A 25,943-nucleotide genomic window follows, 5' to 3' on the forward strand; every position below is an offset into this window, starting at 1 on the left:
TTTTTGTATTTACTATCCCATTTTTGTAGTGTGTAAATTACGTTATGCAGTTTAAAGATAAACACATTGATTTAACTATTCCTCGAGTGATGGGGATTTTGAACGTTACTCCAGATTCATTTTCCGATGGCGGTAAATATGTGGGTCTTGACAATGCGCTAACTCAAGCAGAAATAATGATCTCAGCAGGCGCTGATTTTATAGATGTTGGAGGAGAATCGACTCGACCCGGTGCTCAAGATGTCAGTGTTCAACAAGAACTTGATCGCACCATTCCAGTGATTGAGGCTATCCATGCTAATTTTGATGTCGTAGTTTCGATTGACACCAGTAAACCTCAAGTTATGAAGCATGCCGTTGATGCTGGGGCAGGGCTGATCAACGATATCCGCGCATTATCCGAAGAAGGGGCAATAAAAGCCGCCGCTAAAACGGGTGCCGCAATCTGTTTAATGCATATGCAAGGCCAACCTAAAAATATGCAACAGGCACCAACTTATGATGATGTGGTTAACGACGTTATAGCATTTTTACAATCAAAAATAGAACAGTGCTTGCGAGCAGGAATTCCAAAATCGTTATTAATGATTGATCCTGGATTTGGTTTTGGTAAAACATTACCGCATAATTATCAAATACTTGATAGACTTGAAGAAATGAAAGAATTGGATTTACCAATGTTGATTGGCGTTTCACGTAAGTCGATGATTGGAAATCTACTCGATAGAGAAGTTGACGAAAGATTAGCTGGCAGTATAGCAGCTGCGACAATAGCGTTAACTAAAGGTGCATCGATTTTGCGAGTGCACGATGTCAAACAAACAGTTGATGCTGTAAAAGTAGTATTAGCGTTGAGTGCGTATAAGGATTAATGTAATGGGCTCAAGAAAATATTTTGGTACAGATGGTATTCGCGGCAAAGTTGGCGAAAGTGTGATCAATCCTGAGTTTGTAATGAAGCTAGGTTGGGCGGCTGGAAAGGTGCTAGCAGGCCAAGGTACAAACAAAGTACTGATCGGTAAAGATACACGGATATCTGGATATATGCTTGAGTCTTGTTTGGAAGCTGGTTTATCCGCTGCGGGCATTAATATTGGGCTACTCGGTCCGATGCCAACTCCAGCTATAGCCTATTTAACCAAAACTTTTCGTTCTGAAGCGGGAATTGTAATCAGTGCTTCTCACAACCCATTTTACGATAACGGAATAAAATTTTTTTCCGCTAATGGTTATAAATTAGATGACGAAATAGAACTAGCTATTGAAAAGGAAATGGAAAAACCTATGGTATGCGTTGCCTCTGATAAATTAGGTAAGGCTTATCGGATCGAAGATGCTGCAGGTCGATACATCGAGTTTTGTAAAGGTAACTTCCCCTCTGATCTGAATCTCAAAAGTTTAAAAATAGTGGTCGATTGCGCCCATGGTGCGACCTACCATATAGCTCCGAATGTACTGGAGGAGCTAGGCGCTGAAGTTATTGAAATTGGTACTACTCCCGATGGTTTAAACATCAATAAAGGGGTGGGAGCAACCTCAATGAAAGCGATTCAGGAAAGCGTGTTAGAACACAACGCAGATTTAGGTTTTGCCTTAGATGGTGATGGTGACCGCATTATGATGGTGGATCACAAAGGTAACATTATTGACGGCGACCAACTCATTTATATCATTGCCCGAGATTCATTAAAATCGGGACGTTTGAATGGAGGAGTGGTTGGCACCTTAATGAGTAATTTAGGGTTAGAGATTGCCTTAAACAAACTAGGTGTAGCTTTTGTAAGAAGTAATGTCGGTGATCGCTACGTAATGGAATTGTTGCAAGAACGTGGTTGGGCAATTGGTGGTGAGAACTCAGGGCATGTACTCAATTTAAATGTTACTTCTACAGGTGACGGAATATTAGCCGGTTTGCAAGTTATTACTGCAATGTTGCGTTCTCAAATGAGTCTCCATGAATTATGCTCAGGTATGGATATGTACCCTCAAACATTGGTGAATGTTAGATTTGAGGAAGGCGAGAATCCGTTAGAAAACGCTAAAGTTAAAGAAGCTGTAATCGAAGCTGAAACAAATTTGGGTAAAACCGGCCGAGTGTTGTTAAGAAAAAGTGGTACTGAACCACTTATTCGCGTAATGGTAGAGGCCGAAAAACAAGAAGATTCGACTAATTGGGCTGAATTTATTGCAGATGCAGTGCGTAAATTAACCAAATAGCTATTTAGCATCATAAATTAACGCTAGCCTACTTGTATATTTTACTAGGGTTAGTTAATATCTCGCCCGCTTTTTCGCTGGGCTAAGGAAGATTAAAGTGCAGAACAAACGTCGCCCTATGGTTGCAGGCAACTGGAAAATGAATGGCAGTATCGAACTTGCCAAGCAGATGATGGACACTCTTAATGGTGCCAGTTTGCAGGAAGTCGATGTTTTGGTATGTCCTCCGTTTCCGTTTCTAAGCGCTTTTGAACACTTTGACGGAACAATTGGTGGACAGAATCTAAGCGAATTTAATTCTGGCGCGCACACTGGTGAAGTGTCAGGTTCAATGCTTAAAGCGCTAAATTGTGACTTTGTGCTGGTCGGTCATTCTGAACGAAGAACTGATAATGGCGAAAGTGATGCCCTAGTTGCGAAAAAAGTGAGTGTGGCTTTAGAACATGGTTTAACTCCAGTATTGTGTGTAGGTGAACCAGAAGCTGTGCGTGAAAGTGGTGAGTTTTTTAATCATATCCAAAGGCAGATAGATGCTGTAATTGATGTGATTGGAATTGCTAACTTTGACAATATTGTTGTTGCTTATGAACCGGTTTGGGCGATAGGCACTGGTAAAACGGCAAGCCCTATTCAAGCTCAAGAAGTGCACGCATTTATTCGTGAGTATTTGAGTAAGCTAGACACTGGTGTTGCCGGTGGTTTGCGTATTTTGTATGGTGGCAGTGTTAAAGCGGCCAATGCCAATGAATTGTTTTCACAACCCGATGTTGATGGCGGGTTGATAGGTGGGGCCAGTTTGGAACCACAGGAATTTTTAAATATTTGCTTAGCGGCAAAAGGTTAGAGACATAACATGACGTATTTTTACGAAATTTTGATAGTTGTTTACTTAGTAGTTGCTTTGATGTTGATAGGTATGGTCCTAATACAACAAGGTAAAGGTGCAGATATGGGCGCATCTTTTGGTGGCGGTGGTTCAAATACCGTCTTTGGCTCTACTGGCTCTGGTAATTTTATGACTAGAACTACAGCGATTCTAGCCACTTTGTTTTTCGTGATTAGTCTGATTTTAGGAAATCAAACTGCTGATAAAAGCCAATCTGTTGATGAATTTGAGAACTTAGGGGTAATTGAACAGCCAGTAGATTCTGATATTCCAAACCAAGAAAATAATAAAGAATCAAACGAGATCCCTAACTAAGTATTAGATTAAATTAAACATCGCGGATGTGGTGGAATTGGTAGACACGCAGCCTTGAGGGGGCTGTGGCTTAGGCCGTGAGAGTTCGAGTCTCTCCATCCGCACCAAATATAAAAATGGCCACAGTAATTACTGTGGCCTTTTTTTTGTGCCTAAACTTAACATTTTAGCTTGGATTAAAAAGCGCTATTTTAATTTAACCAAAATAACGCTTTAAGGATCTAAGAGTAATTGCAGGCTTCTATACTTTATCTAGAGCTTGGCTAACATCGGCAATGATGTCATCGATGTGCTCAATACCCACCGAAATTCTGACTAAATCAGTGCTAACGCCCGCAGCAGCCAGTTCTTCTTCGTTTAGCTGGCGATGGGTCGTTGATGCTGGATGGCAAGCCAATGATTTTGCATCTCCAATATTCACTAGGCGTAGGATCATGTTTAATGCATCGATAAATTTGGTGCCTGCTTCAAGGCCGCCAGTGATGCCAAAACTCAAGACGCCAGATGCTTTGCCTGAAGTGATATTTTTACAGTTCTCATGGTAAGGACTATCAGGTAGGGCTGCATAGTTCACCCATTCGACTTTATCGTGTTTGAGTAAATAAGCCGCTAACTTTTCTGCATTTTCACAATGGCGATCCATCCGTAAACCAAGGGTTTCTAATCCTTGTAGTATTTGAAATGAATTTAAAGGAGATATTGCTGCACCGGTATTTCTAAGTGGACCCACACGGCAACGACCTATGTATGCTGCCGGACCTAGGGCTTCGGTATACACCACACCGTGATAAGATGGATCAGGTTCATTTAGGATTGCAAAACGCTGTTTGTTTTTAACCCAATCAAATTTACCGGAATCAACGATAACTCCGCCTACTGACGTTCCGTGTCCACCAATGTATTTGGTGAGTGAATGCACAACAATATGAGCGCCTAATTCAAAGGGTCTGCATAAATAGGGGGTGGCAACTGTATTATCAACAATTAATGGTACACCATGCTTGTCGGCAATCTCTGCCAAGCGTTTAATATCAACCACGTTACCTGCTGGGTTGCCGATGGATTCACAAAAAATCGCTTTAGTTTTATCATCAATGGATTTTTCAAAGTTATCAAAATCATCATATGAAACCATGCGAGTTTCGATACCTTGACGAGGCAAAGCGTGGGCAAATAGATTATAAGTACCGCCATACAATTGACTTGTGCTTACAATGTTGTCGCCGGCTTCACAGATGCATTGAATCGCGTAGGTAATGGCTGCCATACCTGAAGATACACAGACCGCAGCAATACCACCTTCCATTGCTGCGACGCGCTTCTCAAGGACGTCAGTTGTTGGATTCATTATTCGTGTGTAGATATTTCCTGCAACTTTAAGGTCAAATAAATCTGCGCCATGTTGTGTATCATCAAACGTATAAGAGGTGGTCTGATATATTGGAACCGCAGCGGCTTTAGTGGTTTCTTCTGATTTATACCCTTCATGTAATGCTATTGACTCTAATTTCATTATTTTTCTCTGTAAGGTTGAGGTGATCTACTTATTTAAGTATTTGGAAAACTTATGATAGTTAAGGAAGTATTACCAGTAAAATCGATTTAGTTATTAATCATTCAAAACCGTTAGAAGGTAATTAATAACCCTGCCAATTGAAATCTGCAGTGATTGACAGATGATTAATTAAAAGGATTTTCCGATAAATATTCTAAAAACGTTATCTCTGGCGGCACTGGAAACGCCGGCTAAATAACTAACTGAATATGAAATGCCTTCTACCTTGCCAGAAATCGAGGGACCAATTTGGTGGCTATATTGATTTGTACTACCAAAATCACCAATTTTACCTAGCTGATTGAAGGAACTGAGCCCTAATGAGAGGTTTTTGTCGGTTTTAAAGGTTATGCCAGTGCGCGATTCTAAATAGGTTCCAGTGGCAGGGTTGTCACCACCTATATCCCAACTAAACGAAAGTACTTGGGTCAGAGCCCATTTAGGAGCAAATGACCACCTATTCGTCCATTTGAACGATAAGCCTTCACTTCGATGGGCTTTGCGAGTTTTTATATCAAATCGAACGGCACTGTCCCATATTCCATCCTCTTTGTGCTGAAATTGCCATAACAAATCGGCTGAAATAGAGTCAAGTTCATAGCTTCCTGTAGTATCTCGTACCTGACCAACTAAGCGTAATCGCACAGAATCACTAATCGATTTTTGAACGTTCATTCTTGCTACCATTTGTTCTCTTTCACCATCTTCACTTGGTGTGTAAGCAGCACGAAATTGGAAGGATTGATCGTTGGGTTTTACTATTGGACCAGTCACACCGCTGGTGTTATTCGCATTTGCATTAAAACTAATACAAAGTACAAACAGAATTTTAAATGATAACTTTGTTCGCTTGATTGATGACATTATTACATTTTTGTTACGTTTTTATGACTAACTGAGAGTGTAATCTAAATAACTATTAGTGCAAAAACTAATTTGCGGTTTCGACCTAGATTTACTTATTACTTTAGACCAAGGTTTAAAATATATCACTCAACTATTGCTTAGTGATCCTCTGCTTATTGTTATTTGAACGAAGTTAATCAGTAAAAATGCCGAAAAACGTAAATTAACCTAGATTAAATATAAATTTCACTGTCGATTTGCCCTTCATATAGCTATACTATGCGCCGCATTTGAAAGCGATATAAGAAAATATTAAAAAGGATAAATAGTGACTCCTATTACTAAAACATTTCAGTATGGACAACATACTGTAACGCTAGAAACGGGTGTAATTGCTCGTCAAGCAACCGCTGCGGTTATGGCCAGCATGGACGATACTTCTGTATTAGTCAGTGTTGTTGGTAAAAAAGATGCCAAAGCTGGGCAAGACTTCTTCCCATTAACGGTTAACTACCAAGAAAAAGCATACGCTGCTGGTAAAATACCAGGTGGCTTTTTTAAACGTGAAGGTCGTCCCTCTGAAAGTGAGACACTTATTGCACGTTTGATCGACCGTCCAATCCGTCCTCTATTTCCAGACGGCTTCATGAACGAAGTTCAAATTATCATTACCGTTGTTTCTGCTAATCCAGAAATTCCTACCGATATCATCTCTCTAATTGGTACTTCTGCGGCTCTTGCGATTTCAGGCATTCCATTTAACGGACCTGTTGGCGCTGCACGTGTTGGTTACAAAGAAGGTGAGTACATTCTAAATACCCTAACTTCAGAACTTGAAACAAGCGAATTAGATTTGGTTGTAGCTGGTACTGAAAGTGCAGTACTTATGGTTGAATCAGAAGCTAGTATTCTTTCTGAAGAAGTGATGCTTGGTGCTGTAATGTACGGACACGAGCAAAGCCAAGCTGTAGTGAATGCTGTACGTGAATTTGCTGCAGAAGTTGCGACGCCTAAGTGGGAATGGTCAGCTGTTGAAGAAAACACTGAACTTAAGAGCAAAATCAAAGAATTAGCTGAAGCTGGCATGACAGAAGCGTATCAGATTTCAGACAAAATGGTGCGTAAAGACGCTGTTGTTGCTGTCACTGAAAAAGCGGTAGCCGCTATTTTAGAAGCTGATCCTGAGCAAGACCCGAAAGAAGTGTCGGAAATGCTGCACGATCTTGAAAGTGATGTTGTACGTTCTCGTATACTAGCTGGTGAGCCGCGTATTGATGGTCGCGAACCAGATATGATCAGAGCGTTACATGTCAACACTGGCATTCTTCCTAGAACTCATGGTTCTGCTCTTTTCACACGTGGTGAAACTCAAGCATTAGTTGCTGCTACCCTTGGTACAGAACGTGATGCACAGATGATTGATGAACTAGGTGGCATGGCTAGCAGTCGCTTCATGTTGCATTATAACTTCCCTCCATACTGTGTAGGCGAAACTGGTTTTGTTGGTTCTCCTAAGCGTCGTGAAATTGGTCATGGTCGTTTGGCAAAACGTGGTATTCAAGCGGTTATGCCGTCTGAAGCAGAGTTTCCATATGTAGTTCGTGTTGTGTCAGAAATTACAGAATCAAACGGTTCTTCTTCTATGGCTTCAGTATGTGGTACATCTTTGGCACTTATGGATGCGGGTGTTCCGATTAAAGCTTCTGTAGCAGGTATTGCTATGGGCTTAGTGAAAAGTGACGAAAACTTCGTTGTTTTATCTGACATTCTAGGGGATGAAGATCACCTAGGTGATATGGACTTTAAAGTTGCTGGTACTACTGATGGTATTACTGCACTTCAAATGGACATTAAAATCGAAGGTATTACCCAAGAAATCATGCAAAAAGCCCTTAAGCAAGCTAAAGAAGCTCGCTTACATATCTTGGGTGTTATGGATGAAGCGCTTGGTGGTCACCGCGATGAAATGTCTGAATTCGCCCCGCGTATCTATACTCTTAAAATCGACCAGGATAAAATCCGCGATGTTATTGGTAAAGGCGGCGCAATGATCCGTGCGATCACTGAAGAGTCAGATACTAATATTGAAATTGAAGACGACGGTACTATTAAGATATTTGCTACTGAATTAGCTAAAGCAGAAATTGCGATTGCTAAAATTGAGCAAGTAACTGCTGAAGTAGAAGCGGGCAAAACTTACCACGGCAAAGTGACTCGTATCGTTGATTTCGGTGCATTTGTTGAAGTGTTACCAGGTAAAGAAGGTCTTGTACATATTTCACAAATCGCTCACGAGCGTGTGAATAAAGTTTCTGATTATCTTTCTGAAGGCCAAATGGTCGATGTGAAAGTAATGGAAATTGACCGTCAGAACCGTGTGCGCTTAAGCATCAAAGAGCTGTTAGAAAAACCAGCTGCTGAAGCACCATCTGAAGACTAATCTTCAAATTTATATGACATAAAAAAGGAGCGCTAAGCTCCTTTTTTGATTTTTACTAAATTGATTATCAATCGCAGGATTTATAATGGATAAACAAACAGAAATTGAAATACAAGCGGCAACTTTTAGACGTTTGTTGAAACATTTAGATGATAATAAAGATGTACAAAACATCGATCTGATGATTTTGGCGGACTTTTGCCGTAATTGTTTGGGCAAATGGTACAAGGCTGCAGCACAAGAAAAAGGGATAGAGATCGATTACGAACAAGCCCGTGAAAAAATATACGGTATTCCTTACGCACAGTGGAAGGAAAAATACCAAGCCAAAGCAACGCCAGAACAATTAGCGGCTTTTGATGCCAGACAAGCACAAAAAGGCGGCTGTAACTAAGTTACTGATGACGGTAACTTAGTTAATTGCGAATATGCTTATTAGCAACTAAAGTTATTTAAATTATCTAGTCAACCGTTCTAATTTATACATAGACATAACAAGTAACGACAGTTCGGAGTAAGCATGTTCCCCGAGAATAACGTATTAGAACAGCTTTATAGCAGCGCCAGAATTGCTCAATTAGACAAACCCCACGTATTTCCCCAAGATGTATTGGAACACCTTGCCGACCCCTTTTTTGTTGATACTGATTTTATGAGCAAGCAAGTTGTGGGGCATTCATATTTAGGTCAACCCATACAAATGGTTACTGTTGGCAAAGGCAACATAGCGATTTTATTTTGGTCACAAATGCATGGTGATGAGCCAACGGCAACCGCGGCTTTGTTGGATTTAATTCAGTTTTTCCAGCAAAACAAAATACGTCCTTGGTTGAACGAGATTCTAGACAAAGTTACCTTGCATATAGTGCCAATGTTAAATCCAGATGGTGCACAGCAGCAAACTAGAGAAAATGCACAAGGCATCGACATAAACCGAGATGCTGCAGCGTTACAAACCCCCGAAGGTAAAGTATTAAAATCATTGTTCGACAATATTAAGCCACTTTTTGCTTTCAACCTCCACGATCAGTCGAAATATTATCGTATTGAGGACACTTTGAAGCCGGTAGAAATGGCGTTTCTCGCGCCCGCAGGCGACGCTCAGGAAAGTATCCCTGAACATAGGTGTAATGCCATGAAATTAATCGCTGCGATGCTTTCAGATATGTCCGATGAATTATTTGCAAAGGTTGCAAAGTATCAAGATAGTTATTCACCGCGGGCTTTTGGTGATCTCGCTTGCAGCCAAGGAATTGCTTGTGTGTTAATCGAATCTGGGGCAACTTTTAACGATTCAAATAGACAAAATGCTAGACGCTTAAACTTTTTATGTTTATTGCATAGTATTCATCATATTGCCGAGCAGTCATACAACAAAGTGCTAGATTTCGATTACAATTCTTTACCATTTAATATTGAAAACGGGTTGAGCGATCTAATCATACGGGGCTTGAACGTCGATACCGTAAATGCCAGTTTCAGTGTCGATGTGGCGATTAAACAGCAGCACCAAAAGCTAGCACTTATTAGTGAATTAGGTGACTTACAACAATTAGGTGCTTATGAAGTATTAAATGCCCATAACTTTAGCTATGCACCTGGCAATACTTTTGAAGTAAACCAACCTATTGATTTAAACAAAGATAAATATATATCGTTGTTACGTAATGGATTTTGTCGGTTCAGTGGTGATATATCTTTAATTAATCAATTAACTGACTGGCCGATTATTAAAGTACCTGGGGAGTCGGAACCTGCTGGGTTTTGGCGTAAAAACATGCCTCCAACTTGGTTAATGTTATTTAATGACCAAGTCAAAGCTGCGTTATTAGAAGGGAAATTGATCGTTTTGGAGTAGATGTCGGAATTCATCTTATCAATACATAATTAAGCAAATCCTATAGAAACGTCTTGATTACCGTTCATTACCGTTAAAATTTCTTAAGCTAAATGTCGTATTTACAAGGCATTTTTTAGAAAATGCGATAAGCTATTTGTTCGCCCAAAAAGGTTAGGGATAAAAATGAAAAAAGTTATAGTCACTTTTATGTTGATTGGTGGGTTAATCTCTCCAACAATTAATGCGAAAACCGAGATAGAGGTGCTCAAGTCTCAGGATATATTTGATATTGAGTATGCGGCAGACTTAAGCATAAGCCAAGATGGCAAAACAGTATATTTTGTCCGTCATTTTATGGATATTCAAAGCGACAGGAAGCTTGGCAATATTTGGTCTGTAGATACTAAAACTGGCGTTATGCTTCCGGTCACTACTGGCGAACAGTTAGATTTCAACCCGGTTTTATCGGCCGATGGCAGTAAACTCGCGTATATCTCGACTCAAACTGGTAAACCTCAGATTTATGTGACTTGGTTAGAAAGCGGTAAAACAGCAAAACTGACTAATTTGGTTTCTTCTCCTAGCGGTTTGAGTTGGTCTCCTGACGGAAAATACATCGCCTTTAGTATGTTCGTAAATGGCAAACCTAAATCACCGGTTAGCCTTTCTGGTAAACCACCTGGGGCAAAATGGGCAGAGCAGGCCATTTATATTGATGATGTTTATTACCGATTTGATGGTGGGGGCTACAGCGTTCCGGGGACAACCGAATTATTTATCTTATCCGCCGACGGTGGTACGCCCAGACAGTTAACCAATGATGAGTTTGATAATGGTGGTGACTTAAGCTGGAGTAAAGATAGTCAATTCATATATTTTTCCGCCAATCGCTCAGAGAATCGCGAATTTGAGCCACTAAATAGTGAAATTTATGCTTTATCAATTACCGATAGTTCGATAAAGCAGGTGACTGATCGTGATGGTCCTGACACTAGTCCTAAGGTGTCACCGAATGGGAAATACATTGCATATATTGGTTTTGATGACCAACGTAAAAATTATGACAATGCTAAAGTGTATGTTAAACAACTTTCAGATGGTGAAACTATTTTCCAATCAGAAGGACTGGATCGCAGTATAGACGCTATCGCCTGGGATCAGAAAAGTCGAAATCTGTATATCCAATATGATGACAAAGGCAAAACAATTTTAGCCATGCAATCCCTAAAATCTGCAGATAAACGTAGCATTTTGTCTGATAAATTAGGAGGCCAATCGTATGGCCGACCTTACACAGGTGCAGAGTTTGCAGTTAGTGAAAATGGCAAAGTAGCGATTTCATACTCCAATCCTTTGCGGCCTGCTGATGTAGGCATTGTAGATAATAAACAAACCAAGCAATTAACCCACCTCAATGATGATGCGTTAGGCCATAAAACCTTGGCCCAGATTGAAGAGATTTGGTTTAAATCGAGTGCAGATGATCAAGATATTCAAGGTTGGATAGCTTATCCTCCTGGTTTCGATAAGAGCATAAAATACCCATTAATCTTGGAGATCCATGGTGGTCCTGTGACTGCTTATGGACCGCATTTTTCAATGGAAATACAATTGTTTGCCGCGGCAGGAAACGTTGTTTTGTATCTCAATCCTCGTGGTAGTTCTAGTTACGGAAAAGAATTTGCTCATAGCATAGATAAAAATTATCCGAGTCAAGATTACGATGATTTGATGTCTGGAGTTGATAGCCTGATTGAAAAAGGCTTTATCGATACTGAGCAGCTATTTATTACCGGTGGTTCTGGTGGTGGCACTCTGACAGCATGGTCAATTGGACACACTCAACGTTTTGCTGCCGCGGTAGTAGCTAAGCCCGTGATTAATTGGTACAGCTTTGTGTTAACTGCTGATTTCTATCCATTCTTTTATCAATATTGGTTTAGTGGAAAACCTTGGGATAATCTAAACGAATACATGAAATATTCACCTATCAGTTATGTTGGCAATGTGACTACACCAACTATGTTATTAACTGGCGAGTCGGATCATAGAACCCCCATATCTGAATCAGAGCAGTTTTATCAGGCACTAAAAATTCAAGGTGTGGAAAGTGCGATGGTTCGAATTCCAAATGCCTCCCATAGTATTTACCGTAAACCGAGTAATTTGATGGCTAAGGTAGAATACATTTTGTGGTGGTTTGAGCAACATAAACCGAAAAAAGAGGGCGATAGTTAATTTTTATGGTGCTACTAATAATATACGTAGTTGTTGCACTGGGATTTTCCTTTTTATGCTCGGTAGCTGAAGCGGTGATTTTAAGTATCTCTTCAGCATACATATCTGTATCCATGAATAAAGGCGAAAAATCAGGGAAGATTTTACATGATTTAACCGCCGATATTAATAAACCGCTAGCGGCGATATTAACTCTCAATACCATTGCCCATACTATGGGGGCCGCTGGAGCCGGAGCCCAAGCCGCAGTGGTTTTTGGCGATGCGTACCTAGGTGCGGCGTCGGCAATATTAACCTTGTTGATATTAGTGTTCTCAGAAATCATTCCTAAGACTTTAGGAGCGACTTATTGGCGTCAACTTGCGCCAATTACAGCTTATTTTCTGAAATATCTGGTTTGGATTTTGTACCCCTTTGTAAAAATGGCGAATGCGTTAACCAGTCGCTTCACCGAAGAAAGTCCTTTGAAAGGACTGAGTCGTGGAGAACTCCACGCAATGACCGAATTATCTAAACACGAAGGACTATTGGATCACCAAGAAGCCAATATACTGCAGAGTTTACTGAGTTTAGATGACTTAAAAGTCCGGGATGCGATGACCCACAGGACTGTGGTATTTAAAGTGTCTGAAAATATGACTGTTGAAACCTTCTATCATAAACATGCAACTGAAGTGTATTCGAGAATTCCTGTGTATGAAGACGAAGAGCCTGAAAAAATCAGTGGCTTCGTGCTCAAATCAGATTTGATATTAGCGCAAGCGCGGGGCAATGGGTCTAAATTGCTTTCAGAATATCGCAAAGACATGGTTGCTCTGCTGAGTAGCACAAATCTTGCGGAAACCTTCCCACATTTCCTGCAATCACGTTCGCACATACTATTAGTGGTTGATGAGTATGGTGGTATGGATGGTATTTTGACCTTAGAAGATTTGCTTGAGAGTCTTTTAGGTTTCGAAATTGTCGATGAGAAAGATAAGCACGTTAGTATGAAAAAAGTTGCAAGGCTCATGTGGAAACGGCGTGAACGGGAATTGTTTAACCAACAGCAAGAACAAAAATAAAGTAGAGAATATGTCACAGTTGTTAATCTGTAAAAATGTCAGTAAGACCTATCAAGAAAATGACTCTTCAGTGCAAGTCTTAGATAAGGTTAATTTTCAGGTGGGTAAAGCAGAGCAAGTAGCCATACTTGGCAGCTCAGGGTCGGGGAAGAGCACCTTATTGCATATTTTGGGTGCCTTGGATACGCCATCTTCAGGTAACGTTTTGTTTAAAGGGCAAGACATCTTTAAATTTAATGAAAAACAGCAAGCTGATTTTCGCAATAAATGCTTAGGCTTTGTATATCAATTTCACCATTTACTCCCCGAATTTACAGCACTAGAAAATGTGGCTATGCCGCTATTAATTGGTAAAACCAAGAGTGACCTAGCTAAGCACAAGGCAGAAGATATTCTAAAACGGGTAGGGTTAGGCCACAGACTAGACCATAAACCGTCACAAATGTCTGGCGGAGAACGACAGCGTTCTGCCATTGCGCGGGCGCTTGTAACTCAGCCAGATCTCGTTTTAGCGGATGAGCCTACAGGTAATTTGGATCACAAAACAGGGCAAAGTATCTATCATTTACTAAACGAATTGCGCGAGCAAATAGCGACCAGCTTTATAGTGGTAACCCATGATACCGAGTTGGCCTCTAAATTAGATAGGACCCTCAATATTACTGATGGAAAACTCGTAGAGCAGGGCGCTGCTGTATGAGTTTAGTGGCACAATTAGCTTGGCGATTCCGTTCAGGTAAACGCCAAAATGGTTTTATTTCATTCATTTCCGCATCATCTACCTTGGGTATCGCTTTAGGGTGTATGGTGCTGATATTGTTGCTATCGGTGATGAATGGCTTTGAACGAGAGCTGAAAAATCAACTTTTAAGCTATATCCCTCACGGTGAGATATATGCATATGAAGGCACTGGTCTGGAAAAATGGCAAGAACAACTCAACCGCTTGTCTTCCGATCCAAGAATAACCTCGATTGAACCTTATATTAAGGCCTCAGGCTTATTGCAAAAAGGCAATAAAATGAAAGCGGTGCCTGAGTTGGTAGGGATTGATTTGCATTACGCGCAAAACAACAGACTAGTACAGCAAGTGGGCAAAAATCATTGGGCAAATTTTAAAGCCGACCCTAACAGTGTGTTATTAGGGCGCTCAATTATGCAACAACTTGCAGTGAATGTGGGTGACAAAGTGCAATTGGTGCTACCGCAAATTTCCGATGACTTGTCGTTTTCAGCTCCGAAAACAGTGTGGTTGAATGTGGCTGGAGAAATTGCCATTGGTGGCGAGTTAGACTCCCAAATAGGTTTTATGCACATAAAGTTAGCGGCAGATACTCTCGGCACTGTTACTGGGGCGCAAGGATTACGTTTTCGTTTCGATGATCCTTTCATCGCCAATAGTGCCATACGGGAGTTTGGTTTTTCATTCACACAGCACGTGTTTATGTCTGATTGGATGCGAACTCAAGGACATTTGTATCAAGATATTCAATTGGTTAGAGCGGTCGTCTATGTGGCGCTCACTTTAGTCATTGGTGTCGCATGCTTTAATATTATTTCAACCTTGGTTATGGCTGTTAGTGAAAAGCGAGCGGAGATAGCTATGCTCAAAACGATGGGCGCAAGGGATAAATTAATTATTCAAGTTTTTGTATTGCAAGGTGCGGTAAACGGTATCATTGGAACTTTGGTTGGGGTGATATGTGGCGTGTTATTGGCAGAATACTTAACCCCGATAGCGATTTTTATTGAAAACGTCAGTGGCGTTAAATTTCTTTCAGGGGATGTTTATTTTATCGATTTTTTACCTTCACAGTTGCGCTGGAGTGAAGTCTTTTTTACCGCGTTAATCGCTATTTGTTTGAGTTTGTTGGCAACTATTTATCCGGCCTTCAAAGCAACTAAAATAAATCCTGCAGAGGCACTAGGGCAACACTAAGCAGTTATTCAAGTAGAATACATTGCTGCTTAGTGTTTTTTCATCTGGAATATTAATCCTTCGACTCTGGTGCGGTGGATTTAAAATCATGGAGGTCCACATTTTCAAAATCTACACCTGCATCCATATCGTAATACATAGCTTCGTCTAGTTCATTTTCGCTCTTCGCGACAACACAAGAAACCATACAATCTCCAGTGATGTTGACTGCCGTTCTCGTCATGTCCAACAAGCGGTCTACACCGAGTATCAAGGCTACGCCTTCAACAGGTAAGCCAACTTGTACTAGCACCATAGATAACATTAATGTGCCAACACCAGGCACGCCAGCTGTGCCAACGGAGGCTAGCGTAGCGGTTAATACCACCATTAACATATCAGCAGTTGAAAGGTCGATACCATAAACCTGTGCAATGAATACGGTTGCTACCCCTTGCATGATTGCGGTCCCATCCATGTTGATAGTTGAACCTAACGGAACTACAAAAGATGCAACTGATTTACTCACCCCTAATTTTTTAGTTGCTGTTTCCATGGTAACGGGCAAAGTTGCGCTGCTGCTTGCAGTACTGAAAGCAAATAATATGGCTTCACGCATTTTTAAGAATAAGAACTTGGGATTCAGTCCGGTCAACAGTTTAAGAATAATTGAATAGTTAACCAGACTATGAAATATCAATACTGCAAATACCAATACAAAGTAGATGGCCAAAGAAGCAATTCGTCCTTCATCGATGGTTGTGAATAGTTTTGCCAAAAGCGCAAACACACCATAGGGGGCTAAGTTCATCAATATGGTAACTAGCTTCATAATTACAGCATTTAAATCTTCAAATAATGCTGCTACTCGTTTACCAGCATCGCCTACCATGGCCATAGCTAAGCCAAATAAAACCGCAAAGGTTATGACTTGCAACATTTTCCCTTCAGTAAATGCTTGAAAAGGATTCGATGGGAAGATATCGATAATCACCATAGCCAAAGAGGGCGGCTCTTTTGCTGCGAATACCGCATCAGTAGGAATAGGCACACCTGCACCGGGTTGTACAATGAGCGCTGCAACCATCGCGATGGTAATAGCAACTGCTGTGGTGCCGATGTACAGCAAAATAGATTTACCGCCCAGACGTCCTAACTTGCTTGGTTCAGATAAGTTAGAAACCCCACAGACTAAAGATACAAAGACTAAGGGGACGATTAGCATTTTTAAACTGTTAATAAAAATCTGGCCAACTACATTAAATATACCATTGACTAAAACGTCATACGTAGAAACTGTTAACCCGAATACACTAAATGCTAAATCTCCGCTATCATCAAATGACCATTTTAAAATAACACCGGTAATTATCCCGGCAATCATGCCGATAAAGATTTTAGCGGTGAGACCAAGTTTTTTTGGAGATTGCTGCATTTTTTGTCCTAAAGTTATTATTGATTTTTGGATAGCGTAGCAAGTTTAGGTCTTCAGCAAAACTATAAAATGACTTAGAACAGGTACTTGAATTGAAAAACATTATTTGTGGGAAAAATTGCATGACTTCACGTTTGAAGATGTTGTTCGCAGCTCTATTGATTTTTACTCTGTCAGCATGTGGCGGAGGAGGCTCAGTAGAGCGTGATTCTTCTGGTACAAGCACTGGCGGAACCGACACTACAGTAACTTACGATGTTACATTAACTATTGCTGATCAAAATGGAAATACAGTGAACGAACTGACTTCCACTTCACCATTAATAGTGACTGCGACAGTAACTAGTTCCGGTGGTAGTGTAGAAGATCAATTAGTGACATTCACCTTTAGCCAAGACGGCCTAGCGACCTTTGATAACGATACGGGCACTGCGTTGACCAATGCTGACGGTGTTGCCACTATAGGTTTGCTGGTTGGTGCAAGCTCTGGTGATGGTTTGGTTACTGGCGCGCTTTCAGACGGGACAGAAGGGCAAGTGGGCTTTAGTTCTTCTGGTACTTCGCAATCAGGTGTGACACCGGCTTCTCTTGAGTTATACGCTAGCTCAATTCAACTGGCATCCAGTGGTTCTGATGAAATAGAACTAATTGCCGTAGTGAAAAATGCACAAAATATTTTGTTATCCGGTGTAGATGTTTCTTTTTCTGCTAACAATGGTGCGGAATTGCAAATTGTACAAGGCACCTCAACAGAAGATGGCACCGCCAGAGCAACGCTGACTAGCCGCAATAATCCAGAAAACAGAACGATTACCGCAACTGTTTCTTCGGGTACCTTTAATCAAACAGTCGATATTGAGGTTGTCGGCACCGAAGTGAATGTAGACGGCCCTATTTCAGTGGTGCTAGGCGATACCATAGATGTCACTATTAAAGTGGCTGATTCCGATGGCAACGGGGTGGCGAATCAAAGTGTTCAACTAAGTGCGTCACAAGGGGATATCGCAACCTCAGCAACAACTGACACAGAAGGGCAAGTAAGTATTCAATATGTGGCCACCACTTCTGGTGAAAATGAAATTACCGCCAGTGCGTTAAATGCCGAAGGAAGTTTAACCTTTACTGTGCAAGAAGATAGCTTTAGCTTCACCACAGTGCCAACCGAAGATGTTCCACTTAATACCAACTCAACGTTGGAAGTTACTTGGTTAAAAGACAATATTGCATATGTTGGTGGTGAAGTCACTTTGAGTTCTTCGCGTGGAGAATTTGTTTCTTCCTCAGCGATAACCGATAGCAACGGGGTTGCTTCTTTTGAGATACATTCAAGCAATGCTGGATTAGCTTCTATTACGGCGCTAGGGACTGATGGAAACGAGGATACCGTGAGTGCCAGAACGCAATTTGAATTTATTGCTACTGAGCCGGCGACTATCATTGTTGATGCTTCACCTGATTTAATCGGACCAGATGGACAAACATCCACCATTACCGCTGTCGTACGTGATATCACCGGAAATCTTGTTAAAGGCAAGGTCATAAACTTCAGAGTGGACGATGTCAGTGGTGGTTTTGTGTCGCCAAACTCGGCAACAACCGACAGTAACGGAATCGCTTCCACTGTTTATACTTCTAATGCGGTGAGCAGTGAAGATGCAGTCATTGTTTATGCAGACGTTGCTGATGATGAATCTGTGACTGATTTTACCACCCTAACTGTGGGTGATAGAGCCTTTGATATTTCATTAGGAACAGGGAACTTATTGGTATCGCCAGATGATTCAAGTTATTTAAAAGAGTTTTCTGTGTTTGTCAGTGACTCTGTTGGTAGAGCCGTGGAAAATGTTTCTTTAACCGCATCTTTAACACCGGTTAAATTCACAGAAGATGGCGTTTATCGAAAAGGGTTTTGGGTTTACGCTACTGATGTGTGGGTGATGAATGTAACTGCAACTTGCGCCAACGAAGATATCAATGGCAATGGGATTCTTGACAGTGGTGAAGATACCAATGGAGATGAAGAATTAACTCCAGGTATTGTTGGGACTATTGGTTTTACCGATGGTAACAATGAAACTGATTCAAACGGTCAAGCAAAATTAGAAGTTCGTTACCCAAGGGCTTATGGCGGTTGGGCAGATGTTGAAGTCGCAGTATTTGGCCAATCTTCTGGCAGTGAAGCTATTGAAAGTCAATATTTCACTTTATCAGTTGCCGCTGACGATTTGGATGATGAAGCTTCACCACCGCCTAGCAGTCCGTTTGGAACCGGTTCTTCATGTGATGACGCTCTTTAACCTCTGAAGCATAAAAAAAACCTCGTAATTACGAGGTTTTTTTATGTCTCAATTGTGGTTATTTACTGTCGTTGAAACGGATAAATCGATCCTAAGTTTAAAATTTGGGTCAATTCATCTAAAGCACTGCGGGTTTCATCGAGTAAAGCCGCGTCGCGCAAATCGTCAACACTTAATTGATCGCGGTAGTGTTTATTAACCCATTTGTTTAGACGTGCAAAAACTGCGTCTGACATCAAAGTGTGTTGATTAACTGCTTCTAGCTCAGAACCCGTCATTGCTACTCTTAGTCTTAAACAAGCGGGACCACCGCCATTTCGCATACTTTGTTTTACGTCAAAATAGTGCACTTTTTTAATCGGCGTATTTAGGGTTATCAACTCCTCTAAATAATTAGCAACCGTGGAATTTTCTTGACACTCAGTAGGGGCGATGATGGCCATTTCAGCGTTTGCCAGAGTAATGATTTGGGTGTTAAATAAATAGGTTTTTATGGCATCTTGAACGGGGACCGTTTTGGTATCCACTTGGATGAAATGCAATTTTTGGTCACCAAATTTGCGTTGAATTTCATCTAACACATTTTGCGTGTCAAGAAACGCCTGTTGATGATAAAACAGTACATTTTGATTACCCACTGAAATCACATCATTGTGAAATACACCTTGATCAATCAGGTCAGGGTTTTGTTGTACAAACACGGTAGTGTCATCACTCAAACCATGCAAACGGGCTACCGCTTGACTGGCCTCTAAGGTTTGTCTAGCTGGAAATTTCTTAGGTGCAGGCTTGCTGCTGTCAAATGCATACCGACCGTATACGAACATCTCAACACCAGCATGACCATAATCGGTGCAAAGCCGGGTGTGGTTGGCTGCGCCTTCATCGCCAAAGTGTTCATTGTCTGGCAAGTGGGTGTGATGCTGGAAGTATTTGTCATTGGAAAAGGTTGCTTGCAATATTCTGCCAGTGACTTCAGGTTCCAAAGAGCGATGAAACTTGTTGGTCAAATTTGCTGGGGTAAAGTGAATTTTGCCATCACTCGTATCGGCACTAGGAGACACGGTAGCGGCATTGGCGGTCCACATGCTACTAGCGGAGCAACAAGCCCTGAAAACCTCAGGAGCACGTTTTGAGGCTTGCTCAAGCACACTTGAATCGTTGCCTGTAAAGCCTAGACGTCTGAGAGTATCAATATCAGGTCTTGCTTGTGGGGCTAATATTCCTTGCACCATACCCATATCATGCAAGGCTTTCATTTTTTGTAATCCTTGTAATGCTGCTTGTTTAGGACTACTAAACGCTTTTGCATTACTTAGGGATGCAACATTACCAATCGAAAGACCTGCATAATTGTGGGTTGGACCCACTAAACCATCAAAATTGACTTCAACTTGTTTCACTCGCTCACCTCATTGCAATAAAAATGCACTCAAGCTTGCCCACTATTCGTTCGTCTTCGTTAATAAATTTATAAAAAACTAGGCGAAATGGGCTTGCTCTGTTTACTATTGGTGGGGATTATACGTCTTTTAATGTACTTGCCAATGCGCCTGTATAAATTCTGAGCATATTTGGTGCAGCTAAAAGTTCAAAAAGTAGATAAGTATTAAGAAGAACTTGTTTTCTATTCACTTTGCCGATATATGTTAAAAAAGCAAAATGCGACAGGAAGTTTAACGAAACTCCCTAAAAATGGCGTAAAACCCATATAAAACAAAGGTTAATGAATAATTTATGGCAAAATCATTGGTTATTGTCGAGTCGCCAGCTAAGGCGAAAACAATAAATAAATATCTCGGCAAAAATTTTATTGTTAAATCTAGTGTTGGACACGTTAGAGATTTACCAACAAAGGCATTAGGTCAAGCTCCGGCTAAAAAACCAGCTAAAGAGCTAAAAGAGTGGAGCGAGAAAAAACGCGAAACTTACCTTCGCGAATTCGAATACCAAAAGCTGGTTGATCGAATGGGAATTGATCCAAAACACGATTGGAAAGCCCATTACGATATTCTCGCGGGCAAAGAAAAAGTAGTAAATGAATTAAAAAAGCTGGCTAAAGATGCAGACACCATTTATCTCGCAACGGATTTGGATAGAGAAGGGGAAGCCATTGCATGGCACCTGCAGGAGTTGCTAGGTAGTGAAGGAAAAACCTATCAACGAGTGGTTTTTAACGAAATTACTAAAAACGCCATTCAAGAGGCTTTTGCCGATCCTGGCCAACTCAATATTGCACGAGTAAATGCGCAACAAGCACGTCGTTTCCTAGACCGTGTTGTGGGTTTCATGGTGTCACCACTGCTGTGGAAAAAAGTGGCTCGTGGACTTTCTGCTGGCCGCGTTCAGTCTGTTGCTGTGCGATTAGTGGTTGAACGTGAGCGCGAGATTAAAGCCTTTGTTCCAGAAGAGTTTTGGGATATTCATGCTGACTTAAATGCCAAGCAAACCGATTTGCGTATGTTAGTGTCTAAACACTTAGGTAGCGCTTTTAAACCGATCAATAAATCGCAAGCTGACACCGCTTTAGAGGCATTAAAAAATGCTTCCTATGAAGTCATTAGCCGCGAATCAAAGCCAACTCAAAGTAAACCGTCTGCTCCCTTTATTACCTCTACTTTGCAACAAGCAGCAAGTACTCGTTTAGGCTTTGGTGTTAAGAAAACCATGATGATGGCACAGCGTCTGTATGAAGCTGGGCATATTACCTATATGCGTACAGATTCGACCAATTTAAGTAAAGACGCAGTGGATGCTTGTCGCGGTTATATTGAAGAATCATTTGGTGCTAACTATCTACCCAATAACCCTATTTCATATGGCAGTAAAGAAGGTGCGCAAGAGGCTCACGAAGCGATACGTCCTTCCAATGTGATTGTGAAATCTGAGTCATTAACTGAAGTAGAGCGTGATGCTCAACGATTGTACGAATTAATTTGGCGTCAATTTGTGGCATGTCAAATGGTGCCGGCGAAATACGATGCTAGTACTATCAAGGTGAAGGCCGGTGAGTACGAATTAGTTGCCAAAGGTCGGGTATTGAAATTTGATGGTTGGACGCGGGTTCAAACTCAAGTTAAAGGTAAAGGCGATAACGATCTTAATTTACCCGATGTAAAAGAAGGTCAGAAACTTGATCTTAAAGCATTGGATCCTAAACAACATTTTACCAAACCAATTGCACGGTTTAATGAAGCGTCATTGGTTAAAGAATTGGAAAAACGAGGAATTGGTCGTCCATCAACTTACGCCAGTATTATCTCCACTATTCAAGACCGTGGTTACGTTAAACTAGACAACAAACGTTTCTATGCAGAAAAAATGGGAGAGATCGTTAACGACCGTTTAGTGGATAATTTCTCTGATTTAATCAGTTTTGATTTCACTGCCAACATGGAGCAACAACTCGATGATGTTGCCAATGGAATTCGTGACTGGAAAGATGTCTTAAATGAATTTTATGAAGACTTCTATCAACGTTTGCTGAAAGCTGAATTACCGCCTGAAGAAGGTGGTATGCGCCTTAATCAAGCTATTGAAACCGATGTTGAATGCCATCTTTGCGGTCGCCCTATGAATGTAAGAACTGCATCAACAGGGGTGTTCCTTGGGTGTTCAGGATATAACTTACCACCAAAAGAGCGCTGCACTGGTACTAAAAATCTGACCCCAGGTGACGAAGTCATTAAAGTGGATGATGAAGATGAACTGGAAACAGAAGTATTAAGATCTAAGCGTCGATGTGATATTTGCGGTACAGCTATGGATAGTTATTTGGTTGACGAGACCCGCAAGTTACACGTTTGTGGTAATGCACCGACCTGTCCGGGTACTTATGTTGAAAAAGGGACCTTTAAAATTAAGGGATATGATGGACCTATTATCGAATGTGATAAGTGTGGTTCGAACATGGAACTTAAAAATGGTCGTTTTGGTAAATATTTCGGTTGTACAAACGAAGAGTGTAAAAACACCCGTAAATTACTAAGAAATGGTGAAGCTGCTCCACCTAAAGAAGATCCGGTTGATTTGCCTGAATTGGAATGTGAAAAATCGGACGCGCATTTTGTGCTTCGTGATGGTGCTGCGGGTATTTTTATGGCAGCCCATAATTTCCCCAAATCTCGTGAAACAAGAGCGCCGATGGTGCATGAGTTAGCCAGGTTTAGGGATCGCATTTCACCCAAGTTTTATTATTTGGCTGATGCACCTGCAAAAGATCCTGATGGCAATCCAACAATGGTTCGATTTAGTCGTAAAACTAAACAACAATATGTAACGTCTGAAAATGCAGAAGGCAAAGCAACTGGTTGGTCAGCTTGGTATCAAGATGGTAAATGGGTTGTCGAAGATAAGCGTAAAAAAGGCAAATAGCCTTGTTTACAATTTACCTTTAGCGGCAGTGAAAACTGCCGTTTTTATTTCTAGAATATTCAAAGAGTATTTTATTATGGCACTGTCATTACAAGAACAATTATTGAAAGCCGGTTTAACCGATAAAAACAAAGTTAAGCAAGCTAAAAAAGAAAAACACAAGCAAGTTAAACAGCAACAAAAACATAAAGTTGTGAATAAAAATGAGTCGCAAATTGCGGCTCAAAAAGCGCTTCGTGAAAAGCAAGAAAAAGACCGAAAACTGAACCAAGAAGCGAAAGCTTTAGCCGAATCTAAGGCGGTATTGGCGCAGATTAAACAGCTTGTAGAGCTGAATAAGCAACCCAAAGACAACGGTGATATTCCGTGTAATTTTAGCCATGATAATTTGATCAAACGTCTGTATGTGAATCAACAGACCCGTAATCGAATTAGCCAAGGTAAGCTAGCGATAGTGGTGCTCGATGGTGCATACGAAATTGTACCTATGCCAGTTGCAGATAAAATAGCCTTGCGTGACAAAGACGCGGTAGTTTATCGTGCGGATGCTGCAGAGCAAGCCGAAGCTAAATCTACCAGTACCGCTGAAGAAGACGAATGGTATGCAGACTATGAGATCCCTGATGATTTAGTGTGGTAAACGGCTAATAATTTGCTGAGTTTGTATTTCAACATTTTGTAGGAGCATGATAATTTGAAAATTTGGGTTGACGCTGATGCCTGTCCGAATGTTATCAAAGACATTTTATTTAAAGCAGCGCAACGAACTGGCGTTGAAATGACGTTGGTTGCGAATCAATTTATTCGTGTACCAGCAAGTAAAAACATCACTTCTGTGCAAGTATCTTCAGGTTTTGATGTGGCTGATGATGAGATTGTTGCGCGCTGTCAATCCGGTGATCTAGTTATTACTAGCGATATTCCTTTAGCGGCAGAAGTGATTGAAAAAGGGTGTAACGCTTTGAGTCCTCGAGGTGAGTTGATGGACAAGGAAAATGTGCGTTCCCGACTAAATATTCGTGACTTTATGGACACCATGCGCGCCAGCGGTGTTAACACTGGCGGGCCTCCGGCGCTAAATCAAACAGACCGACAAAACTTTGCCAATCACTTAGATCGGATGCTAACGCAATTCCATCGCCCCAATTAATCTGCTTTGGGTCTAGCTTGCCTTGCTGGTCTTGGCTTACGAGGTTTTTTAGGTCTAGGTGCTTTTTTAGGCTGAGGGTTGGCAGACGTTTCCGTTAACTTCTCTGTTGGCTCAAAGCCTTTGACTTCAACTCTATTAATTTTTTCGCCGATTACACGTTCGATATCTTTTAATAACTTCACATCTTCTACAGTAACTAGCGATATGGCATGCCCAGTGGCACCGGCGCGTCCTGTGCGTCCTATTCTGTGCACATAATCTTCTGCTACGTGGGGTAAATCATAGTTAATTACGAAGGGTAGTTGGTGAATGTCTAAACCTCTAGCTGCTATATCGGTAGCGACAAGTACTTGGATGGTTGACGATTTAAACTCCGCTAACGCTTTCGTACGAGCGCCCTGACTCTTATTGCCATGTATCGCTGATGATATGATGCCTTTAGCAGTTAATTGCTTAGCTAAGCGATTAGCGCCGTGTTTAGTCCTACTAAACACCAATACTTGATCCATATTTTGATGTTTAATAATGTGAGACAGTAAAGCAGACTTTTTGCTCTTATCAACAGGGTGGATACATTGTTCAACTTTATCCGCCGTTTTATTTGCCGGAGCCACTGAAATTTGCACTGGATTATTGACAATGCTCTTAGCCAATTCGCGAATTTGGGTAGAAAAGGTAGCAGAGAATAAAAGGTTTTGGCGTTTTTGTGGCAGCAATTTTATGACACGTTTAATATCGTGAATGAATCCCATATCGAGCATTCTGTCAGCTTCATCAAGCACCAAAATCTGTAAATTATCGAACTTCACCGCTTTTTGATTATATAAATCTAATAAACGTCCAGGTGTCGCCACTAAAATATCTACACCCTTACGTAATGCCATCATTTGTGGATTAATACTAACGCCACCAAAAACAACAGTGTGTCTGACGTTTAAGTTTTTGCTATAGGCCTTAACGTTATCCGCAATTTGAGCGGCCAATTCCCGTGTAGGGGTCAAAACTAACGCGTTTACTTGATTCGCTTTAGGACGGGGTTGATGGCTTAATTTTTCTAAAATTGGGAGTACAAAGCCGGCTGTTTTGCCTGTGCCTGTTTGTGCCGCGGCCATGACATCTTTATTGTCTAAAATTGCAGGTATGGCTTGTGCTTGAATTGGCGTAGGCTCATTGTAGCCTTTTTCAATAAGGGCATTGGCAATGTTTTGGCCTAAACCAAGGGTATTAAAATTCATTAAAGTTTCTCTATTAAGTAAAATACAGGTGATATGTTCATTGCTTAATATCTAAGTATTAAACGCAAGAAAATACAAATAATTTGAGCCGAAGTGCTATTTGCTAATTAAATGACAACACGTTGGCTAACAAG

General features: G+C 41.0%; 20 protein-coding genes and 1 tRNA gene. 16 read left to right on the forward strand and 5 right to left on the reverse strand.

Annotated features, from left to right (window positions below; all coding sequences use genetic code 11):
- Nucleotides 1-44: 44 nt before the first annotated feature.
- The 5 genes from folP to ABWV72_RS02460 all read left to right on the forward strand — a co-directional run bounded on the left by folP (nt 45) and on the right by ABWV72_RS02460 (nt 3,525).
- Nucleotides 45-872, forward strand: a complete 828-nt coding sequence (gene folP / locus ABWV72_RS02440) for a dihydropteroate synthase (RefSeq protein ID WP_216046496.1) — start codon at nt 45-47, stop codon at nt 870-872.
- 4 nt (nt 873-876) lie between these two features.
- Nucleotides 877-2,217, forward strand: coding sequence for a phosphoglucosamine mutase (gene glmM / locus ABWV72_RS02445; protein WP_216046497.1), 1,341 nt, complete (start codon nt 877-879; stop codon nt 2,215-2,217).
- Nucleotides 2,218-2,335: 118 nt separating this feature from the next.
- Nucleotides 2,336-3,061, forward strand: a complete 726-nt coding sequence (gene tpiA / locus ABWV72_RS02450; RefSeq protein WP_353368662.1) for a triose-phosphate isomerase — start codon at nt 2,336-2,338, stop codon at nt 3,059-3,061.
- A gap of 9 nt (nt 3,062-3,070) precedes the next feature.
- The gene (gene secG / locus ABWV72_RS02455) at nt 3,071-3,418 is read left to right on the forward strand and encodes a preprotein translocase subunit SecG (protein WP_216046498.1); all 348 of its coding nucleotides are present in this window, start codon (nt 3,071-3,073) and stop codon (nt 3,416-3,418) included.
- A 22-nt stretch (nt 3,419-3,440) separates the two neighbouring features.
- Nucleotides 3,441-3,525 (forward strand) — tRNA-Leu (locus ABWV72_RS02460).
- A 134-nt stretch (nt 3,526-3,659) separates the two neighbouring features.
- Here ABWV72_RS02460 and ABWV72_RS02465 read toward each other — a convergent pair.
- Both ABWV72_RS02465 and ABWV72_RS02470 read right to left on the reverse strand, forming a co-directional pair.
- Nucleotides 3,660-4,931: an O-acetylhomoserine aminocarboxypropyltransferase/cysteine synthase family protein gene (locus tag ABWV72_RS02465; protein ID WP_303499850.1), complete on the reverse strand. Its 1,272-nt coding sequence runs from the start codon at nt 4,929-4,931 to the stop codon at nt 3,660-3,662.
- A 171-nt stretch (nt 4,932-5,102) separates the two neighbouring features.
- Entirely contained in the window at nt 5,103-5,837 is a 735-nt protein-coding gene (locus ABWV72_RS02470) for a transporter family protein (protein WP_342808119.1), read from the reverse strand.
- Nucleotides 5,838-6,147: 310 nt separating this feature from the next.
- Here ABWV72_RS02470 and pnp point away from each other — a divergent pair, with 310 nt between their 5' ends.
- From pnp to ABWV72_RS02505, 7 genes are all read left to right on the forward strand, one after another.
- Nucleotides 6,148-8,259 (forward strand): polyribonucleotide nucleotidyltransferase, encoded by a 2,112-nt coding sequence (gene pnp, locus ABWV72_RS02475; protein WP_216046501.1) that lies wholly within the window; start codon nt 6,148-6,150, stop codon nt 8,257-8,259.
- An 85-nt stretch (nt 8,260-8,344) separates the two neighbouring features.
- Nucleotides 8,345-8,653: a DUF1244 domain-containing protein gene (locus ABWV72_RS02480; protein ID WP_216046502.1), complete on the forward strand. Its 309-nt coding sequence runs from the start codon at nt 8,345-8,347 to the stop codon at nt 8,651-8,653.
- Nucleotides 8,654-8,779: 126 nt separating this feature from the next.
- Nucleotides 8,780-10,117, forward strand: coding sequence for a M14 family zinc carboxypeptidase (locus tag ABWV72_RS02485; RefSeq protein ID WP_353368524.1), 1,338 nt, complete (start codon nt 8,780-8,782; stop codon nt 10,115-10,117).
- Nucleotides 10,118-10,282: 165 nt separating this feature from the next.
- The gene (locus tag ABWV72_RS02490) at nt 10,283-12,337 is read left to right on the forward strand and encodes a S9 family peptidase (RefSeq protein ID WP_353368526.1); all 2,055 of its coding nucleotides are present in this window, start codon (nt 10,283-10,285) and stop codon (nt 12,335-12,337) included.
- Between the two features lie 5 nt (nt 12,338-12,342).
- Nucleotides 12,343-13,401, forward strand: coding sequence for a CNNM domain-containing protein (locus ABWV72_RS02495; protein WP_216046505.1), 1,059 nt, complete (start codon nt 12,343-12,345; stop codon nt 13,399-13,401).
- Between the two features lie 10 nt (nt 13,402-13,411).
- Nucleotides 13,412-14,101 carry a lipoprotein-releasing ABC transporter ATP-binding protein LolD gene (gene lolD / locus ABWV72_RS02500; protein ID WP_342808122.1) on the forward strand — a complete coding sequence of 230 codons (690 nt, stop codon included), beginning with the start codon at nt 13,412-13,414 and terminating at the stop codon, nt 14,099-14,101.
- Nucleotides 14,098-15,339 carry a lipoprotein-releasing ABC transporter permease subunit gene (locus tag ABWV72_RS02505; RefSeq protein WP_303499854.1) on the forward strand — a complete coding sequence of 414 codons (1,242 nt, stop codon included), beginning with the start codon at nt 14,098-14,100 and terminating at the stop codon, nt 15,337-15,339. Before lolD ends, ABWV72_RS02505 begins: the two co-directional genes overlap by 4 nt.
- A gap of 52 nt (nt 15,340-15,391) precedes the next feature.
- Here ABWV72_RS02505 and ABWV72_RS02510 read toward each other — a convergent pair whose 3' ends face one another.
- Entirely contained in the window at nt 15,392-16,753 is a 1,362-nt protein-coding gene (locus ABWV72_RS02510) for a dicarboxylate/amino acid:cation symporter (RefSeq protein ID WP_216046508.1), read from the reverse strand.
- 122 nt (nt 16,754-16,875) lie between these two features.
- Between ABWV72_RS02510 and ABWV72_RS02515 the strand changes: the two genes are divergently transcribed.
- Nucleotides 16,876-19,050 carry an Ig-like domain-containing protein gene (locus tag ABWV72_RS02515; protein ID WP_353368530.1) on the forward strand — a complete coding sequence of 725 codons (2,175 nt, stop codon included), beginning with the start codon at nt 16,876-16,878 and terminating at the stop codon, nt 19,048-19,050.
- Nucleotides 19,051-19,112: 62 nt separating this feature from the next.
- On the opposite strand, the gene astB is transcribed toward ABWV72_RS02515, so the two are convergent.
- On the reverse strand, nt 19,113-20,453 hold the full coding sequence (gene astB / locus ABWV72_RS02520; RefSeq protein ID WP_353368532.1) for an N-succinylarginine dihydrolase: 1,341 nt from the start codon (nt 20,451-20,453) through the stop codon (nt 19,113-19,115).
- A 334-nt stretch (nt 20,454-20,787) separates the two neighbouring features.
- Here astB and topA point away from each other — a divergent pair, with 334 nt between their 5' ends.
- From topA to ABWV72_RS02535, 3 genes are all read left to right on the forward strand, one after another.
- Entirely contained in the window at nt 20,788-23,424 is a 2,637-nt protein-coding gene (gene topA, locus ABWV72_RS02525) for a type I DNA topoisomerase (RefSeq protein WP_216046511.1), read from the forward strand.
- A 76-nt stretch (nt 23,425-23,500) separates the two neighbouring features.
- Complete coding sequence (locus ABWV72_RS02530) at nt 23,501-24,064, forward strand: DUF2058 domain-containing protein (protein WP_216046512.1); 564 nt, start codon at nt 23,501-23,503, stop codon at nt 24,062-24,064.
- 54 nt (nt 24,065-24,118) lie between these two features.
- On the forward strand, nt 24,119-24,574 hold the full coding sequence (locus ABWV72_RS02535) for a YaiI/YqxD family protein (protein WP_353368534.1): 456 nt from the start codon (nt 24,119-24,121) through the stop codon (nt 24,572-24,574).
- Here the strand turns inward: ABWV72_RS02535 and ABWV72_RS02540 are convergent.
- The gene (locus tag ABWV72_RS02540; protein ID WP_216046514.1) at nt 24,571-25,809 is read right to left on the reverse strand and encodes a DEAD/DEAH box helicase; all 1,239 of its coding nucleotides are present in this window, start codon (nt 25,807-25,809) and stop codon (nt 24,571-24,573) included. The two genes, ABWV72_RS02535 and ABWV72_RS02540, sit on opposite strands and share 4 nt — an antisense overlap.
- Between the last annotated feature and the right edge of the window lie 134 nt (nt 25,810-25,943).

Origin of the sequence: Aliiglaciecola sp. NS0011-25 (genome assembly GCF_040370605.1) — a bacterium.
GTDB lineage: Bacteria > Pseudomonadota > Gammaproteobacteria > Enterobacterales > Alteromonadaceae > Aliiglaciecola > Aliiglaciecola lipolytica_A.

What these genes read in the sequence shown, in the direction of transcription:
- lolD (WP_342808122.1), top strand. Translation starts at nt 13,412, where the DNA reads ATGTCACAGTTGTTAATCTGTAAAAATGTCAGTAAGACCTATCAAGAA.
- glmM (WP_216046497.1), top strand. Translation starts at nt 877, where the DNA reads ATGGGCTCAAGAAAATATTTTGGTACAGATGGTATTCGCGGCAAAGTT.
- ABWV72_RS02530 (WP_216046512.1), top strand. Translation starts at nt 23,501, where the DNA reads ATGGCACTGTCATTACAAGAACAATTATTGAAAGCCGGTTTAACCGAT.
- ABWV72_RS02510 (WP_216046508.1), bottom strand. Translation starts at nt 16,753, where the DNA reads ATGCAGCAATCTCCAAAAAAACTTGGTCTCACCGCTAAAATCTTTATC.
- ABWV72_RS02465 (WP_303499850.1), bottom strand. Translation starts at nt 4,931, where the DNA reads ATGAAATTAGAGTCAATAGCATTACATGAAGGGTATAAATCAGAAGAA.
- ABWV72_RS02480 (WP_216046502.1), top strand. Translation starts at nt 8,345, where the DNA reads ATGGATAAACAAACAGAAATTGAAATACAAGCGGCAACTTTTAGACGT.
- ABWV72_RS02515 (WP_353368530.1), top strand. Translation starts at nt 16,876, where the DNA reads ATGACTTCACGTTTGAAGATGTTGTTCGCAGCTCTATTGATTTTTACT.
- tpiA (WP_353368662.1), top strand. Translation starts at nt 2,336, where the DNA reads ATGGTTGCAGGCAACTGGAAAATGAATGGCAGTATCGAACTTGCCAAG.
- folP (WP_216046496.1), top strand. Translation starts at nt 45, where the DNA reads ATGCAGTTTAAAGATAAACACATTGATTTAACTATTCCTCGAGTGATG.
- ABWV72_RS02485 (WP_353368524.1), top strand. Translation starts at nt 8,780, where the DNA reads ATGTTCCCCGAGAATAACGTATTAGAACAGCTTTATAGCAGCGCCAGA.
- ABWV72_RS02470 (WP_342808119.1), bottom strand. Translation starts at nt 5,837, where the DNA reads ATGTCATCAATCAAGCGAACAAAGTTATCATTTAAAATTCTGTTTGTA.
- ABWV72_RS02490 (WP_353368526.1), top strand. Translation starts at nt 10,283, where the DNA reads ATGAAAAAAGTTATAGTCACTTTTATGTTGATTGGTGGGTTAATCTCT.
- secG (WP_216046498.1), top strand. Translation starts at nt 3,071, where the DNA reads ATGACGTATTTTTACGAAATTTTGATAGTTGTTTACTTAGTAGTTGCT.
- ABWV72_RS02540 (WP_216046514.1), bottom strand. Translation starts at nt 25,809, where the DNA reads ATGAATTTTAATACCCTTGGTTTAGGCCAAAACATTGCCAATGCCCTT.
- ABWV72_RS02505 (WP_303499854.1), top strand. Translation starts at nt 14,098, where the DNA reads ATGAGTTTAGTGGCACAATTAGCTTGGCGATTCCGTTCAGGTAAACGC.
- ABWV72_RS02495 (WP_216046505.1), top strand. Translation starts at nt 12,343, where the DNA reads ATGGTGCTACTAATAATATACGTAGTTGTTGCACTGGGATTTTCCTTT.
- topA (WP_216046511.1), top strand. Translation starts at nt 20,788, where the DNA reads ATGGCAAAATCATTGGTTATTGTCGAGTCGCCAGCTAAGGCGAAAACA.